The organism is Eilatimonas milleporae, assembly GCF_003688555.1.
Classification (GTDB): Bacteria; Pseudomonadota; Alphaproteobacteria; order Sphingomonadales; family Kordiimonadaceae; genus Eilatimonas; species Eilatimonas milleporae.
On record NZ_REFR01000016.1, the window covers coordinates 156436 to 174340 of the forward strand.

The 17905-nt window shown below is 56.9% G+C and carries 12 protein-coding genes; 8 read left to right on the plus strand and 4 right to left on the minus strand.

Features of this window, described 5'->3' with window-relative positions:
- Positions 1 to 3 precede the first annotated feature (3 nt).
- Together BXY39_RS18185 and htpG are read left to right on the plus strand one after the other, a co-directional pair.
- On the plus strand, positions 4 to 1092 hold the full coding sequence (locus tag BXY39_RS18185) for a DUF4340 domain-containing protein (protein WP_121940327.1): 1089 nt from the start codon (positions 4 to 6) through the stop codon (positions 1090 to 1092).
- 168 nt (positions 1093 to 1260) lie between these two features.
- Positions 1261 to 3216: a molecular chaperone HtpG gene (htpG, locus tag BXY39_RS18190; RefSeq protein WP_245999465.1), complete on the plus strand. Its 1956-nt coding sequence runs from the start codon at positions 1261 to 1263 to the stop codon at positions 3214 to 3216.
- A gap of 38 nt (positions 3217 to 3254) precedes the next feature.
- Here the strand turns inward: htpG and BXY39_RS18195 are convergent, their stop codons facing one another.
- From BXY39_RS18195 to BXY39_RS18205, 3 genes are all read right to left on the minus strand, one after another.
- Positions 3255 to 4499: an HlyC/CorC family transporter gene (locus tag BXY39_RS18195; protein WP_121940328.1), complete on the minus strand. Its 1245-nt coding sequence runs from the start codon at positions 4497 to 4499 to the stop codon at positions 3255 to 3257.
- Positions 4500 to 4574: 75 nt separating this feature from the next.
- Positions 4575 to 5738 (minus strand): 3-dehydroquinate synthase, encoded by a 1164-nt coding sequence (gene aroB, locus BXY39_RS18200; protein WP_245999473.1) that lies wholly within the window; start codon positions 5736 to 5738, stop codon positions 4575 to 4577.
- Entirely contained in the window at positions 5731 to 6324 is a 594-nt protein-coding gene (locus BXY39_RS18205; protein WP_245999476.1) for a shikimate kinase, read from the minus strand. Before BXY39_RS18205 ends, aroB begins: the two co-directional genes overlap by 8 nt.
- Before the next feature lie 303 nt (positions 6325 to 6627).
- Between BXY39_RS18205 and BXY39_RS19430 the strand changes: the two genes are divergently transcribed.
- The 6 genes from BXY39_RS19430 (at position 6628) to BXY39_RS18230 (ending at position 14495) form a co-directional block, all read left to right on the plus strand.
- Positions 6628 to 6768 carry a hypothetical protein gene (locus BXY39_RS19430; RefSeq protein ID WP_170163952.1) on the plus strand — a complete coding sequence of 47 codons (141 nt, stop codon included), beginning with the start codon at positions 6628 to 6630 and terminating at the stop codon, positions 6766 to 6768.
- A gap of 253 nt (positions 6769 to 7021) precedes the next feature.
- A complete protein-coding gene (locus tag BXY39_RS18210) occupies positions 7022 to 9031 on the plus strand; it encodes a hypothetical protein (protein ID WP_147453636.1) in 2010 nt (669 codons plus the stop codon).
- A 36-nt stretch (positions 9032 to 9067) separates the two neighbouring features.
- Positions 9068 to 9976: a site-specific tyrosine recombinase XerD gene (locus BXY39_RS18215; protein WP_121940330.1), complete on the plus strand. Its 909-nt coding sequence runs from the start codon at positions 9068 to 9070 to the stop codon at positions 9974 to 9976.
- A 189-nt stretch (positions 9977 to 10165) separates the two neighbouring features.
- Positions 10166 to 11134, plus strand: a complete 969-nt coding sequence (locus tag BXY39_RS18220; protein WP_342779494.1) for an acetyl-CoA carboxylase carboxyltransferase subunit alpha — start codon at positions 10166 to 10168, stop codon at positions 11132 to 11134.
- A 482-nt stretch (positions 11135 to 11616) separates the two neighbouring features.
- A complete protein-coding gene (locus tag BXY39_RS18225; RefSeq protein WP_121940332.1) occupies positions 11617 to 13470 on the plus strand; it encodes a ribonucleoside-diphosphate reductase subunit alpha in 1854 nt (617 codons plus the stop codon).
- Positions 13471 to 13535: 65 nt separating this feature from the next.
- Complete coding sequence (locus BXY39_RS18230; protein ID WP_121940333.1) at positions 13536 to 14495, plus strand: ribonucleotide-diphosphate reductase subunit beta; 960 nt, start codon at positions 13536 to 13538, stop codon at positions 14493 to 14495.
- 596 nt (positions 14496 to 15091) lie between these two features.
- Here the strand turns inward: BXY39_RS18230 and secA are convergent.
- Complete coding sequence (gene secA / locus BXY39_RS18235; RefSeq protein ID WP_121940334.1) at positions 15092 to 17845, minus strand: preprotein translocase subunit SecA; 2754 nt, start codon at positions 17843 to 17845, stop codon at positions 15092 to 15094.
- Positions 17846 to 17905: the final 60 nt, after the last annotated feature.

Here is a 17905-nt window from a genome sequence, read left to right on the forward strand (position 1 = left end):
CGTATGTCGGAAAGACTGACGACCATACTTGGCTACGCCACATTGGTGGCGATTCTGGCGGCGGTTTGGGTGTTGTTCGGTGAGGACCCGTCCCTGCGGCAGGGGGGCCGGGGGGAGCGGTTGTTTGACGGGCTGCAAACCCGTGTGAACACTGCGGCCCGCCTGATTTTATCCCAATCGGATCGGCATGTGACACTTGTCCGTGATGGCACGCACTGGACCGTGGCGGAACGGGATGGATATGAAGCGGATCCTGTCCGTGTGCGCGATCTTTTGCGTGGTTTGGCCTTGTCGGAGCGCCGTGAGCCGATGACGGCGAACCGGGACCGTTTCGATGCCCTCGGCCTGGATAACGCATCGGCCATTGCTCTGACCCTGGCCGATGATGCTGACGCACCGCTGGCTGATCTCAGCGTCGGGACCCGAAAGGAAGGTGGGGCGGGCCGTTCTCTGACCTATGTGTACCGGGACGGCGACAGCCGTGCTTGGCTTGTTTCCAGCTTGCCGGAAATATCGGCTGATCCGGTGAACTGGCTGGACACTACCCTTCTGTCCCTTGACGCCGATCGTATCGCCAGTGTCCGGCTGGGCAATGTAACGCTGGACCGCGATGCGGACGCCGGCGAATACAACCTGACCGATCTGGGCGATGATGAAACACAGGCGCCGGCCTGGAAACGCCGCGATCCCGCCCGTGTCCTAGCCCGGCTTACGTTGACGGATGCAAGACGTCTGGCCAATCCGATCACCGATCCGGTGCGGACGGTGATCGTGACGGTTGACGCGCCCCAAAGCAGCCAGCAGGCCGAAACCGCGCAGGCGGGCGGTTCAGCCGCGGACGGCGTGATCGCCGGGGCGGAGGATGCTTCTGGTGCCGTTACGTTGTCCTTGACCCTGAAACTGTTCGATATGGAAGAGGGACACTGGGCGCAATTGGCGGCCGCGGGGGCATCGGCTGAAGCCGGACTGATCTCCGCGCGTACGGATGGCTGGCTTTACAAATTGTCGGAAGGGGATGCGGCAGTGCTCATGCGCGCACGGTCCGATTTTCTTGAGGCGGTCCAGGGTACGGATGAATCGGATCAGAATTAAATCTGTTGGCGGGATGGGACCTCTTGACGGCGGATTATCATTTCTTAAATCAAACGCAACTGTCGGTACACAATATGGCGGCCTGTCTGCCCCGGTCAGATATGCGGACGGTATGAACGATATGTACCGGCTTTGGCGGTGGACGGTTTTCGTGTGGAGTGAATGAGAATGGCGGATCAGAGCATGGCGGATACGACTAAAGAGAACACGGCGGATACGAAGGCAAAGGCGGAACAGCATGGTTTCGAAGCAGAGGTCGCCCGATTGCTGCACCTGATGGTGCACTCGGTTTATTCCGAACGTGAGATTTTCCTGCGTGAACTGATTTCGAATGCGTCCGATGCCTGTGACAAGCTGCGGTATGAAGCGCTGACCAAGCCCGATCTAACAAAAGACGATCCCGAATTTCATATCGAAATCGTCGCCGATGCAAAGGCGAAAACACTTGTCATCCGCGATAACGGTGTTGGGATGAACAAGGATGACCTGAAAGCCAATCTGGGTACGATTGCGCGGTCCGGTACCGCCGGTTTCATGGACAGGCTGACAGGCGATGCCAAGCGGGATGTACAGTTGATCGGTCAGTTCGGCGTCGGGTTTTATTCCGTGTTCATGGTGGCCGACAAAGTCAGCGTTCTGACATGCCGTGCCGGTGAAGATGCGGCCTATCTCTGGGAGAGCGACGGCAGTGGGACCTATTCCATCGCCGACGGCGACAAGGCTGGGCGCGGAACCGAAATCACCCTTCATATGAAAGACGACGCCGGAGAATTCCTGGAACGGTTCCGTTTGGAGCGGATCGTGAAAACCTACAGCGATCACATTGCCGTACCGATCCGGCTGGCTGTTTCAGGCGCGGATGAACAGGAAAAGACCGCAAGCGGCGATGAGGAAAAAGACGATGCTCCGGTCAATCAGGGGTCTGCGCTCTGGACCCGTGCGAAAGCCGATATTACCGACGATCAATACACCGAATTCTACCGGCATGTGAGTCACGCCTTCGATGAACCCGCTTTTCGCCTGCATTACACCGCCGAGGGCATGCAGCAATACAGCGTGTTGTTATTCATTCCGGAAACCCGTCCGATGGACCTGTTCGACCCCGCGCGTAAAAGCCGGGTGAAGCTGTATGTCAAACGGGTTTTCATCACCGATGATACGAGCGGCATGCTGCCGGGCTGGCTGCGGTTTCTGCGTGGTGTGGTCGACAGTCAGGATCTGCCGCTGAATATCAGCCGCGAGATGTTGCAGAACAACCCCGTCCTGAAGCGCATGTCTTCGGCGATCACCAAAAAGGTACTGGGCGAACTGGAAAAGCTTGCCGCGAAGGATGCGGAAAAGTTCGAAGCCATCTGGTCCACCTTTGGCGCGGTGATCAAGGAAGGCCTGTATGAGGATTTAGAACGCCGCGAGGCGTTGTTGAAACTGGTCCGGTTCCGCACAACGGATGGTGATGGATGGGTCAGTCTGGCGGACTATGTCGGTCGTATGAAGGACAAACAGTCCGCCATCTATTATGTGACCGGACCGGACGAAGCCGCAGTCAAACGCAGTCCGCAGCTTGAAGGTTTCAAGGCCAAGGGGGTCGAGGTCTTGTTGCTCAGCGATCCCGTGGACGATTTTTGGCTTCAGATGGTCAGCGATTACGAAGGCAAGCCCTTCAAGTCCATTACACGCGGCGCGAGCGATCTGTCGGATATCGCCGATGGAGTGGCAAAAGACGATAAAGATAAGGCCCCGGAAGGGGAGCTGACCGTACTGGCGACCTTGATGAAGGATGTGTTGGGCGATGCCGTGTCTGACGTTCGTGCATCCGACCGTCTGACCGAAACGGCAGCCTGCCTCGTGGCGGATGACAGTGCCATGGACATGCATCTGGAAAGAATGCTGAAGGCCAACAATCAGATTGATATGGCAACGCCGAAAATTCTGGAAATCAATCCGTCACACGGCCTGATCAAGAAACTTGCGGCCTTGTCAGGAGACAAAGGCGCGCGCGATGCCTGCGACGATGCCGTCCATCTGCTGTTGGATCAGGCCAAAATTCTGGAAGGCGACCCGCTGGATGATCCGTCAGCCTTTGCCGGGCGGCTTGCAAAAGCCGTGGAAAATGGCTTGGCATGAAACTTTTGAATTTAAAGCTGTCCTGAAGGGCTGTCCGGTTATACCCGCCGGATTTTCAGGCCCGTGATCTGATTGCGGCGTCGGCGGGTTACCTCGAACCGGAAATCCTTATAGGCGACAATCTGGCCCACGATCGGGATGGTTTCCGCCTGATGGATGACGAGGCCGGCAATAGTCGTAGCCTCGTCATCCGGCAGTTGCCAGTCAAACATCCGGTTCAGATCGCGGATGGTGACCGTCCCGTCTGCAAGCACCGACCCTTCTGCCGTGGTGCGCACACCCGGTATTTCGAAGTCGAATTCGTCCGTGATGTCACCGACGATTTCCTCCAGAATATCCTCAAGCGTCACCAGACCAAGCAGAGTGCCGTATTCATCCACCACAAGAGCGAAGTGTGATTTGCGTTCAAGAAAGGCATTCAGCTGTTCGCGCAAGGTTGTCGTCTCGGGCACGAACCAGGGTTTTGTCATGACACGCCGTGCCTGAAACCGCTGCATCTGACCGCTGGCGCGGCGTAAAGCCCGCAGCACATCCTTGGCGTGAAGAACACCGACGATATTTTCAATATCACCGTCATAAACGGGAAGCCGTGTATATGGGCTTTTGACAACGGCGGCGACGATTTCGTCAGCCGGGCCGTTCAAATTGATCGCCTGCATCGATTTGCGATGAACCATCACGTCGGCAACCGTCACGGCATCAAGATCAAGGATGGAGCCCAGCATGTCCTTGGCATGTTTTTCGATACCGCCTTCACTGCGGTGCAGGTCGATGGCGCCGCGAATTTCCTCATGCGGTGACAGCGGGTTGTTGATGGCCGAGATGTCCACGCCGATCAGCCGTAAAGTCAGACGGACAATTTGTTGCACAAGCGAAACAATAGGTGCGAATACAGTGACAACCAGCTGTATAAGGCCCGCAACACCCAATGCCATACGGTCGGGGTTGGCAATGGCATAGGATTTCGGCAGGACCTCGGCGAAGATCAGTACAAGAGCTGTCATCACCAGTGTGGCATAATACACGCCTTCCTCGCCCACCAGGGTCAGGAACAGGCTGGTTGCCAGTGCCGATGCCAGAATATTGACCAGATTGTTGCCCAGAAGAATGGCGCCGATCAGGCGTTCCTTATCCTCGATCAGAGTGAGGACGCGTTTTGCCCTGCGATTGCCGTTTTGGGCCAATTGATGCAGACGCGCCTTGGATGCGGCCGTCAGTGCGGTTTCCGAGCCCGAGAAAAAACCGGACAGGGCCAGAAGTCCCAATATCAGTCCGGCGGTCATCCAGATCGTGCCAGTCACAGGTCAAAAGGTCCCTTCGTCAATACAGCTTCGCGGGTATGTCCGCATATGTATGTGTCACGCTGCGGGATGTTTTAGCGAATCTTCCAGCACAGCAGCCACGATGTCGGTTTCAACCCCGCGCAGGATACGTGCATCGCCAATCGGTCCCGAGATCAGAACCAACCGGTCGTTTTCCACTTTCTTGTCTTGTGCCATATGGGCCAGCAGATCCCCGGCGGAGAGGGTGTCGGCCAGTTGATGGGCGCGTGTTTTCATGCCGGCTGCCGCGAACAGCCGCTCCACCCGAATGCATTCGTCATGGTGTGCCAGGCCCAGTCTCGCCGCCAGGCTGGATGCCATGACACAGCCCACGGCGACGGCTTCACCATGTAGAAGTCTGCCGTCGTAACCAAGCGCGGCTTCGAGGGCATGGCCGAACGTATGTCCCAGATTCAGGAGTGCACGCCGTCCGTTTTCCCGCTCGTCCTCGGCGACGATACGGGCTTTTGCGCGGCAGCTGACGGCAACGGCATGTCTTTGTGCTGCGCGGTCCCCGCCCAGCACAGGACCGGCATTCTGTTCCAGCCATGCAAAAAAGGCAGGATCACCGATCAGACCATATTTCACCACTTCCGCAAACCCGGCCTGAAGCTCTCGCGAGGGCAGTGTGTCCAATACGGCAAGGTCGCTGACGACGAGACGCGGTTGATGAAAGCTGCCGATCAGATTTTTGCCGTGCCTTGTATTGATGCCGGTTTTGCCACCGACCGAACTGTCGACTTGCGCCAGCAGTGTTGTCGGCACCTGTATGAACCCCATGCCGCGCAGCACTATGCTGGAGGCAAACCCGGCCAGATCGCCGATGACGCCGCCGCCGAGAGCCACGATACAGTCGCGCCGCTCTACCTTGTGGTCCAGCAGGGTATCTGTCAGTTGCTCCAGTTGTGCGAAGGATTTGCTGGCTTCGCCGGGGGGCAGAATGATGTGTCCGCAGGCAATACCGGCTTTCTCAAGGCTATTGACGGCCCGTTCCATGTAAAGGTCCGCGACCGTTGCATCGCTGACAATAACGGTTTTTGCCCTGGCCAGATGCGGCCTGACAAGGGCTCCGAGACGGTCGATCAGTCCTTCCCCGATGACGATGTCGTACGGATGCCCCCCCACCGGGACATGAACCGTTTCAGCCATATCTTGCGGCAGGTCGCCGGTGCCATGGTCCGAGGTCAAGGGATCAGTCATTACGCGTTGTATCCGTCTTGTATTTTTCAAGGCCGGCCAGAATGTCCCTGACAACGGTATCATGCGGCCCGTTTTCCGAGATGACGTGTATGTCCGCCTGGCTGTAGGATGGTGTACGCTCTCTGTTGAGCCTTGTCAGGGTTTCCTGTGGATTGCCTGTTTCCAACAGGGGACGCCCACCGCGCCGTGCAGTGCGCTCCAGTAAAATCGTCACATCCGCATCCAGCCAGATGCTGATGGCGTTCTGCTTGATCAGCTCTCGTGTTTCTCTCTCGGCGAAGGCGCCGCCGCCGGCAGCGATCACTTTCGGTCTGTCGTCCAGAAGGCGTGCAAATACACGACGTTCTCCGGCACGGAACTCGGCCTCGCCGAACCGCTCGAAGATTTCGCTGACGGTCATGCCTGCGGCTTTTTCAATTTCTTGGTCGGAATCCGCGAACGCAATGCCCAGCCGGCGTGCGAGGCGGCGACCGACAGTGGTTTTGCCGACCCCCATCATGCCGACCAACACGATAGGACGGTCAGGCCATCCGTCTTCCGGCCGGTTGCCGGTGTCCGGCTTTTTGATATGTGCCGATTGCCTCACCCGTTTGCCCCAGCCCGTTGCTGGGCTGCATAGCTATTATACACCGCATACCGTCCAAAGAATTATCATTGCCATAGATTTGCCCTGAAAGTCATAGCTTTGTAGAGACAGGGCGCCAAGGGCTTTCGCGTGTGCATGGCTTGGCTGCCGGCCTGCGCTGCACCCTGTCCTGCTGTCATGGTACCCTCGGCTGGACTTGTGGTCCTTGAAACGCCTATAAACGTGCTGAAGATATTCAGCTTCTCGGGCTCCTGTCTATTCGCCAGCCCTTGAATGCGGTCAAACAGTCAACGGATGAACATCATGTCGCGTATGACGCAGATTATCATTGCCCTCGCCGCTGTTGTTGTGCTCGGCGGCCTGATTTTTTTGATGACCTGGGATATTCCCGCCCCTTCCGAACCGGTCACAAAGACCCTGAACAATGACCGCTTCCCGTCCTGATCGGCAATTTGTGATACCCGGTCGGGTTTTTCGGACACGCCGGTCGTTGGGCATGCTCGGCACGGCTGTCGTGTTGGGGATGATGACATTTGCGTCCGGGATAGGCAATTCGGCTTTATCCCAGGACGCGGCTGCGGACAATATTACGGCTCCGCAACAAAAACGACCGGCCTTGCAACCGGACGCCGGGTTTCATCTTGGCGGCCGCCCATCCTCCACCGCACAGGTGGGCCCACCGGTTGGGGCACCGTTGGTGATATTGCCCCAGCCTTTCGTGCCGCCCGGCAGCATCGCCCTGCCGGGTGCGGACCAGAAACCGACAGATGATCCGGATACCGCCGCTGACATGGCTGCTGAGGGCGGCGGTGGCGCGGATACTGATGATGTGCCTCGGGAAACACCCTTTGTTTCCGGTCAACTTGCAGAACCTGATCCGGCTGGCGTTGCCGTGCTGGACTCCGACGCGGCGCTGCCGGCCACTTTGTGGCAGAATCGTTCGCGGCAGGATATTGCCGCCCGTTTGCGGGGGCTGGGCATGTCGGCCAATACCCCCGTTCTTGCCGGTCTGGCGGAACGCATCTTGCTGTCTGGCTTTGCATTGTTTCGCCAGTCAGAGTTTGGCGACGTTCCTCGCAGTGATCCTGTCTTATCGGCAAGGCTGCAGGAATTGTCGGCTTTGGGCCGTGCGCCCGCCATCTCGGCTCTGCTGCGCCGTTTGCCGGCCAATCTGTCCGAGGACTTTAACGGCACGGGCGTCGCACCGCGTGTGCTGGTGACGGCCTATCTTGCTGCCGGTCGGCCGGGAGACGCCTGCGAACTGGCAGTGACCAGTCAGCGGTATAATGTTGACGGTGATATTTTCTGGCCGCGTTTGTCCGCTTTTTGCGAGGCTGTGGCCGGCCGTCGTGCGGCAGTCGATTTCCAGCTTGGTGTTCTGGAGGAATTGACAACGGTCAGCCCTGATTTCTATCGCCTGATTGACCTGATCCTGATCGAGGCTGAACAAACAGCGCGTGGTGCGGACGATGTGCTGCCTCCCGGTTCTCTGGACCTGCCGCTTCATCCGGACGTGCTGGAGGTAACCATGGCACAACTGGCCCGCGTTGAGGTGGCCGACTGGACAATGGCGGGCAAAGATGACCTTGTGGCTATGGGACAGGAGACCCGGGAATATGCTGGTGTACAGGAGAGCCGTTTGGCGCTGGCCCTTGGCGCGGCGCTACCCTCTCTAGGCATCGATGCGCAGGCCAACATAATGAACGCGGCCATACAGGCTGCGGTTCTGGCGCCTGAAACATCGGCGAATACGATTCGAATCGCCGCGTCGAAATTGATGGCACCCATCAATAGTGACAATCTGGTAATCGATCAAACTTCCGTTGAAACGGATGCAGCGGAATCCGGGACTGCGGCTGACCGGTCTTTTTTTGAACAAGCACAGCGCATTGTTTTGAAAAAAGAAAATCGTGATTTGCATAGTGCCGAAAGCACTGAAAACGAATCGAAAACCGAATCAGAAAGTGATTCGGTTTTTTCGATGCAAGCAGCGACGGTCCAACGTGCGGATGGTCAAAATGGACACACCCGGCATTTTGTATCCCTGGAACAGCTTTGGCGGGATGCCAGGACCGGGCAAAATCTGGCTCAAGTGGGGCCGGTGATCGGTCATTTGGTGCGTGACTGGTCGCCAAATCTGACAGCCGAAGCAAGCGTTATAGTCAGGGCTTTGATGCTGACCGGCGATCTCCAACCCCTGACTGTTTGGTCGCGGGCTTTGAGGGCGCAGTCATCAGGCCGCGATGTCGACCTCGATACAATGCTTGCCGATATGGGACCGCTGCTGGCGTTGTCTTTACCCGACCTGGACGATACTGCCGCATTCAACGACGGACTGCTTCGTCGCTGGTGGCAGGTCCAGGCCGGACGGCCGGATGCCGCACAGCGTGGCGAAGTGCTTTTCTCGGTGATGGAAGCACTGGGTCTGTCGGTACCGGAAGATCTTTGGGCGGCCCTGGAGGAGGTGCCTGTTTTGCGGGCAGGTCTCAGCCCTAGTGTCCGTCAGTGGCGACAGTTTCTGCGGGACGGTGTGGCAGGAGACCGTGCCGCTGTCATAACCGGGGCCGTCAGATTGATGGGTGCCGCCGGTGGCAGGCCGGTTCCGGCCAGTCTTGCGGGCTCCGTGATCGGTATGTTGCGGGCAAGCGGCTTTGAGGGCGATGCCCGGGCAATTGCTCTTGAGTACCTGATTGCGCAAGGACTATAGCCGCCACGGTGCCCGTAAATAAACTTCGGTGGTTTCATGTCGGATCATGACCTGATCGATCAGTTTCTGGAAATGCAGGCTGCCGAAAAGGCGGGTGCGATGAACAGTCTGGTTGCGTATCGGCGTGATTTGGAAGATTTCGGTTCAGCGTTGGATGGGTCTCTGGCTACGGCGCATGCCGAGGATATCCGTGCCTATCTCCATACTTTGCAACGTAAGGGATTGAGTGCCCGCACGGCCGCGCGACGCTTGTCGGCCATACGTCAATTTTTTTTGTTTCTTTACCGTGACGGTTTGCGTGCCGACAATCCGGCACAAGGGATCGACAGCCCCCGGCAGACAGCCCGTTTGCCGGCGGTGCTGGATGAGGCGGATGTGGACAGATTGCTGGAAACAGCCACTTCCCTTGCAGCAGGCGGAGGCATGAAGGGGTTACGGTTGCTGGCTATTGTTGAAACCCTTTATGCCACCGGCTTAAGGATCAGCGAATTGGTCTCTCTACCACGTCGGGCCGTTGGGCCGGATACGGATATGATCCTGGTCGCAGGCAAGGGGGGGCGGGAACGCCTTGTGCCGCTCGGCAGCCGGGCGCGCGAGGCTCTGGCCGCATATCTTGTCGTTGTGGACGGGACAAAGGCGGGCCGTGTTGGGAAAGAGGGAGACGGGTATCTTTTTCCGTCGGGGCGTGCGCATCTGACCCGACGGCGGGTCGGGCAGCTCCTCAAGGAGTTGGCTGTCGTTGCCGGGCTGCCGACCGCCTCGGTCAGTCCGCACAAATTGCGCCATGCTTTTGCGACACATCTGCTGGCCCATGGGGCTGATCTGCGTGCCGTTCAGCAGATGCTGGGGCATGCCGACATTTCCACGACGCAGATTTACACCCACGTTCTGGATGAACGTCTCAAAACCCTTGTATTGAAGCAGCACCCTTTAGCGACAGAGTAAGCTGTTTCGGGACATTCCGTATTTATGACATTTGTTTGACAGTATGCTTGACACGGAGCGGCCCTTTTTCGATGGTGCGCCAAGGGCTGGTATGCCGGAATGGGCCGCTGCTGTTTCCCGGTTGCTTTACTGCACAAAGCCTGCTGCCGGACGATCAAGTCTGCTTTCATGAGGGCCTGCTGAGCCATGATGACCTTTCTGGAATTTGAAAAGCCTATCGCCGAACTGGAAGGCAAAATCCGCGAGCTGCGCAGTTTTTCAAGCAGCGGTGGCTCCACGGTCCGTGATGTGGACATTTCAGCAGAGGTCGGACAGCTGGAAAGCAAGCTGGGCAAACTGTTGAAAGATACATATGCTCACCTGACACCCTGGCAGAAAACCCAGGTGGCCCGCCATCCGGAACGTCCGCATTTCAAAGATATCGTCGCTCATCTGTGTGAGGATTTCACACCGCTTGCCGGTGACCGTGCCTTTGGCGATGATCTGGCCGTTATCGGTGGTCTTGCCCGGTTTCGCGGTGAGCCCGTCGTCATCATGGGGCATGAAAAAGGTGCCGATACGGAAAGCCGCATTCGGCACAACTTCGGTATGGCCCGTCCTGAAGGGTACCGCAAGGCCGTCCGTCTGATGGATTTGGCAGACCGTTTTGGTCTGCCTGTCCTCACGCTTGTCGATACACCCGGTGCGTATCCCGGTATTGGTGCCGAGGAACGCGGACAGGCGGAGGCCATCGCCCGGTCAACCGACAAAGCGCTTGAGATTGAAGTGCCGATGGTTGCCTGCATTGTCGGCGAAGGCGGATCGGGTGGTGCCGTGGCGTTGGGGGCGGCCAGCCGTGTGTTGATGATGGAACATGCGGTCTATTCGGTAATTTCTCCTGAAGGATGCGCCTCTATTCTCTGGCGCACGGCGGAAAAGGCTGAGGATGCCGCGACGGCTCTGAAAATCACCGCACAGGACTTGTATAAGTTGGGGGTGATCGATGCCATCGTTGAAGAACCTCTGGGCGGTGCCCACCGTGATGCCGAACGTGCCATGACCCTTCTGGGCGATGCCTTGGAACAGGCTCTGCGGGATATGGATGGTATTGACGGTGCCCGTCTTAAATCGCTGAAACGGGAAAAATTTCTTTCCATGGGCGATAAAGGTCTCCATTGACACCGTCCGCATTCGTGGGCCGGGTTGGCAAAACCCCCCCATTCCGGTCGCTGAACTTCAATCCGGATGTCTGTATTTCCCGGCACGATATCGTTGTTTTTTGCCATTGCAGCCTGATGATGAAGCTGGCATGTCTCCCCTTATCCACAGCTTTTCCACAGACTTTTCCACAATATGTGCGTGGTGCGTCACGATTTTACACAACATGTTGACCACCTCCGTTTATCCGGCATAGGATGCGCATGCGGCAAGCATGTGAGGGGAATGTATATGCCCGCGATGCCGTTTCCCGGATAGGGAAATGTCTTTCTCCTGCTTGAAACTCGCGAAATTTATGCCTGTGTTCGACTTTTGTTCGCTAATCGGGCAGGATATATTGTCCTGTGCGTACGTTTGGGGAGTCGCTGCGGGCCCATATATGTCACACGACGCTGCTAGGGTATTGGATATGCTCTCGTAGCCATGACGGAGAACAGGCGAGCATGTTTGAGGTTACACAATTTCATCAGGGTGGGGCGGTCCAGGTGGACCGCAGCCGCGACAGCCTTTTGACTGCATTTGGAAAGGCGACGTTGAGCGACCGTTATCTTCTGCCCGGTGAAAGTTATCAGGATTTGTTTGCCCGTGTCGCCAGTTTCTATGGGGATGACAGGGCCCATAGCCAGCGGCTCTATGATTATATCTCCAAACTCTGGTTCATGCCGGCAACGCCTGTCCTGTCCAATGGCGGTACGAACCGGGGGCTGCCGATTTCCTGTTTCCTGAACGAGGCCCAGGACAATCTGCGGTCCATTGTCAATTTGTGGACCGAAAATGTCTGGCTGGCTGCCCGCGGCGGCGGCATTGGGAGCTATTGGGGCAATCTTCGTTCCATAGGCGAAACGGTTGGAGGAGTCGGTAAAACCAGCGGGATTGTGCCTTTCGTACGGGTCATGGACAGTTTGACGCTGGCGATTTCCCAAGGGTCGCTCAGACGCGGATCCGCCGCGGTGTATTTGCCGGTCAGCCATCCCGAAATCGAGGAATTCATCGAATTGCGCCGCCCCACCGGCGGCGACCCCAACCGCAAGACCCCCAATCTGCATCACGGTGTTCTGGTCACAGACGCCTTTATGCGAGCGGTGGAAAATGATGAGGATTGGACCCTGACCAGCCCCAAGGACGGCCATGCGGTGAAAGCCGTGTCGGCACGGGCGTTATGGATCCGGCTGCTGACCGCCCGGATTGAAACCGGCGAACCTTATCTGATTTTCTCGGACACGGTGAACAGGGCCATGCCCGAACAGCAGAAGCTGGCTGGTCTGACCGTGAAGACATCAAATCTGTGTGCGGAAATCACCCTGCCTACCGGCATCGATCATCTGGGCAATGAACGGACGGCTGTGTGCTGTTTATCGTCCCTCAATCTGGAGCATTTCGAAACCTGGGTGCAGGAACCCGACTTTATTCCCGATATTATGCGGTTCCTGGACAATGTGCTGCAGGATTTCATCGACCGCGCACCGGACAGTATGGCGAAAGCCCGCTATTCCGCCATGCGGGAGCGGTCCGTCGGCCTTGGCGTCATGGGCTTCCACAGTTTCCTGCAAAATCAGGGAGTGCCGTTTGAAAGTGCGATGGCGAAATCGTGGAACTTCCGGATTTTTCGCCATATCGAGGCAGGTGTGAACAGGGCATCCGCTGAACTGGCCCGCGAACGCGGGGCATGTCCCGATGCCGCCGACTACGGTATTGAAGAGCGTTTCTCAAACAAGACGGCCATTGCGCCCACGGCATCCATTTCGACAATTTGCGGTGGGGCCAGCCCGGGCATTGAGCCGATTGCCGCCAATTCCTTTACCCATAAAACGCTCAGCGGCAATTTCAATGTCTGCAGCCAGGCGCTGACCGCCCTGCTTGAGGAAAAGGGCAGGGACACCGAGGATGTTTGGACATCCATCACGGCCCATGAGGGCTCTGTGCAGCATCTGGACTTTTTGACCGATGATGAAAAAGCCGTCTTCAAGACCGCGTTCGAAATCGACCAGCGCTGGGTGGTGGAACTGGCGGCCGACCGCGCGCCTCATGTCAGTCAGGCGCAATCGGTGAATATTTTCCTGCCGGCCGATGTGCACAAGCGCGATCTGCACCAGATTCATTACCAGGCGTGGAAAAAGGGCCTCAAAAGCCTCTATTATTGCCGCTCGAAATCAATCCAGCGGGCGGAGCTGGTCGCGGCTGAAGACGGCGAGCTGTCACCGGACGCGGAAAAACATGTCATGGGCAAGCCTGCCCAGATGTCCCTCGGCGACGGTGTGGGTCATGTTGACTATGAGGAATGTCTGGCGTGCCAATGACGTTAGATAACGCCTCCGCCGTGAATTTGAGATCAGCCCTCAATCTGTTTGGGAAAGTGTAGCCGATGTCGCTGACCGAAGACCGTCTGGTTTACAAGCCTTTTCGCTATCCTTGGGCCTATGAGGCATGGTTGACGCAGCAGCGTATCCACTGGCTGCCCGAGGAAGTGCCTCTGGCGGAAGATGTCAGGGATTGGGCCAATACCCTGACGGACTCGGAAAAAAACCTGCTGACGCAGATTTTCCGTTTTTTCACCCAAAGCGATATTGAGGTGAATAACTGCTACATGAAGCATTATTCCCAGGTCTTCAAACCGACCGAAGTGCAGATGATGCTGTCGGCCTTTTCCAATATGGAAACAATACATATTGCCGCCTATAGCCACCTGCTCGATACCATCGGTATGCCCGAGACCGAATATTCCGCTTTTCTCCACTACAAGGAGATGAAGGACAAATATGACTATATGCAGCAGTTCACGGTGGATGACCCGCGCTCCATCGCTCTGACGTTGGCGGTCTTCGGTGCCTTTACCGAAGGACTGCAATTATTTGCGAGCTTTGCCATGCTGCTGAATTTTCCCCGCTTCAACAAGATGAAGGGCATGGGGCAGATCGTCAGCTGGTCGGTACGCGACGAATCCCTGCACTGTGATTCCATCATCACGCTTTTCCGCACCTATGTCGCCGAACATGCCGATATCTGGGATGAGGCCCTGAAGGCTGAAATCACCCAGTCCTGCCGGACCATTGTCGACCACGAAGATGCCTTTATTGATCTCGCATTCGGGCTGGGGCCGATCGACGGGCTGACGGCGGGGGAAGTCAAGGCGTATATCCGCTACATTGCCGACCGGCGTTTGCGCCAGTTGGACCTGCGGCCTGTCTATGGCGTATCCAAAAATCCGCTTCCCTGGCTGGAGGCCATGTTGAACGGCGTTGAACACGCCAATTTCTTTGAAAACAGGGCAACGGAATATTCCCGTGCCGCAACCCGCGGGTCCTGGGAAGAAGCGTTCGTTTAGGCCAATCCGGGTTCTCCTGTAACAGACCGACCTTGTCCTGGCAACAGGTGTGACCGCTGCCAGGTTTTTGTCTGTTTTGCATGTAATCCGACTCTTTCGTCTTGGGCATGCCATTCATATGGAAAGGGGGCTCCGATAGACCGGCGGAGACAGCGAGGAGAGCTGGCCTCATGTGAATCCGCCGGACATCACGGAGCCCCCTTATCGCGCCACGCCTAGGGCTGACTGGATTCCCGCGGGTTCTTTGTCCCATTGGGTCGGGGTTGGGACACGGGAAGGGCAGCGCGGCGACGATTTGGAGATCGTCTTTCAAGGAAAGCGGTGAGGCGGAACACTATACGATTGCCCCACCGCGATCCTCATTGAGTGCCACTCTATTACAGCCGGGCTGAGCGTTTCCTGATAAGCTTATTCAGCTTGCGTTAACCTTGATGGACACAAGACAGGGTTGAGGGGCCGCAAAACCGGTGGCAGCGGCAGATTTGTGTTTGTGTCCTGAAGTGGAAATAACGCCAATGGGTATCAAGCCTGCATTCTGTATGGCGTTAATGGCGGGGACGGTTTTGGTTCCGCCCTTTTTGTATCCGGCCGTTTTCTTAGCCAAATGCACCGTGGCAATGCTTGTATTTCCGGCCCGATCCACAAGGGCAGGGGGCATTGCGCGATACGCGCCCCCAGGTTGAAGGATCGTTCGGGTCTATCGTATTCGCACCGGCGCGGGCGATCCGTGTCTGCTCTCCGACGGACCCGGGGGGCGGGCCGGCGACAATGGGGCCAGGTGCCATTTCATTTTCGCCCGTCATGGGGTCGATATGCTGTTCCTCCAGGCTTGACGGTGCTTGCGGGGCAAGCATCGCGGGATCAACCTGCGGGGCGATTTCCAGTCGAGCCAGAAGCTGCGTAACCTCTTCCCGTGTCTGGTACAGCATGCTTTCAAACAGGGAAAAACCTTCCGTCTTGTATTCGTTCAGAGGGTCACGCTGCCCGTATGCACGCAAGCCCACCCCCTGACGCAGATGATCAAGATTTTGCAGATGGTCTTTCCACTCCTGATCCACCATTTGAAGCAGCATGCTTTTTTCGACATGACGCCAGAAATCGGGGCCGTATTTGGCGGCTTTGGCGGCCAAGTGTTTGTCGGCGACATCCTCCAGGCGTTCAGTGATAATGGTGTCGTCGACGCCTTCCTCCGCGCCCCACTCCTCGACAGGCGCATCGAGACCCAGCAACCGGTCAGCGTCTTCCTTCAATCCGGTCAGATCCCATTGTTCAGCGAAGGATTTCGGTGGAATCCGTGTTTCCACTATGTGATGCACCACATCGGAACGCATATCCTTGATGGTCTCCGACACATCGTCCGAATCCATGATATCCCGCCGCTGCTCATAGATCACCCGGCGCTGGTCATTCATCACATCATCGAATTTAACCAGATTTTTGCGGACGTCGTAATTGCGCGCTTCGACCTTTTGCTGGGCTTTTTCAATCGCTTTGTTGATCCAGGGATGGATAATGGCTTCGCCTTCCTCGATACCCAGGCGGACCAGCATGCTGTCCATGCGTTCAGGCCCAAAGATACGCATCAGGTCGTCCTGAAGTGACAGGAAGAATTTTGACCGGCCCGGGTCGCCCTGCCGTCCGGAACGGCCGCGTAGCTGGTTGTCGATCCGCCGGCTTTCATGCCGTTCGGTACCGATAACGTACAATCCCCCCGCTTCGATCACTTTTTGCTTTTCCGCGGCAACTTCACCGTGGATGCGGTCAGTGATCTTCTGAAGCCGGGCTTCCTCGTCAACCTCGGCCGTTTCCTGGGCGATGCGCATGTCCGCGTTGCCACCCAACTGGATATCGGTGCCGCGGCCCGCCATATTCGTGGCAATAGTTACTGATCCGTATCGACCGGCCTGGGCGACAATCTGGGCTTCCTGCTCATGATAGCGGGCATTCAGAACCTGGTGTTTGATCTTCTTTTTCTTCAGAAAGGCCGAGAGAAGTTCTGATTTTTCGATCGATACGGTGCCGACGAGAACGGGTTGTCCCTTTTCCTGCGCATCCGCGATTTCGCTGACAAGGGCCTCGTATTTTTCATCGGCCGTACGGTAAAATTCATCATGTTCATCGATGCGGGCGATATCCACATTGGTGGGGATCTCAATCACGCCAAGACCATATATCTCGCCGAATTCTTCCGCCTCGGTGGCGGCTGTACCCGTCATACCGGCCAGTTTTGGATACATGCGGAAATAATTCTGGAATGTGATCGATGCCAGCGTCTGGTTTTCCGGCTGGATGGCGACCCCTTCCTTGGCTTCCAGTGCCTGGTGCAGGCCGCCTGAATAGCGCCTGCCGTCCATCATGCGCCCGGTAAATTCATCGATGATGATGACCTTGCCGCCTTTGACGATGTAATCCGTATCCCGCTCAAACATGGTCCGGGCCCGCAGGGCCTGATCCACATGATGGACAAGACCGATATTTTCATAATCATACAGGCTGCCCGCTTTCAACAGGCCATGTTCGCTGAGAATGGTCTCCATCTTTTCCGTGCCGTCTTCGGTCATCGAGACGGTTTTTGACTTCTCGTCCCGTTCGTAATCTTCGTCTGCCATGTTGGCGACAATCTTATCGATGGAAACATACAGTTCGGATTTGTCTTCCGTCGGGCCGGAAATGATCAAGGGTGTTCGGGCCTCGTCGATCAGGATGCTGTCGACCTCGTCGACAATGGCATACTGAAAAGGCCGCTGGACCATTTCCGAGCGGTGAAATTTCATATTGTCCCGCAGATAGTCGAAGCCGAATTCATTATTGGTGCCATAGGTGATATCGCAGGCGTAGGCGTCACGCCTTTCGGCATCCGTTTTGCCGGGGATAATCACCCCTGTGGTCATGCCAAGAAAACCGTAGACCTTGCCCATCCATTCGGCATCGCGTTCGGCCAGATAATCGTTCACGGTGATGACGTGAACACCCTTGCCGGGCAGGGCATTCAGATAAGCCGCCAGCGTCGCCACCAGCGTTTTACCCTCGCCGGTTTTCATCTCGGCTATGGAATTGTCATGCAGGACCATGCCGCCGATGAGCTGTACATCATAATGTCTGAGGCCAAGGGCGCGCTTTGCGGCTTCGCGTACGACGGCAAAGGATTCGATCAGCAGATCATCCAACTTTGCACCTTCATCAAGGCGCTTGCGGAAATCGTCGGTCTTTGCTTTCAGCGCTGTATCGCTCAGCGCGGCCATGTCGCTTTCAAGGGCGTTGATGGCATCCACCTTCGGCCGCAGGCCGGACAGGTAGCGATCGTTTGCCGATCCGAATAGTTTCTTGGCGAATGCGCCCAGTCCCAGCATGATGATGTCTTGGTCCGTTTGAAAGAAAACACTGGTTGAAAGACGATGCCGGCACAGAAC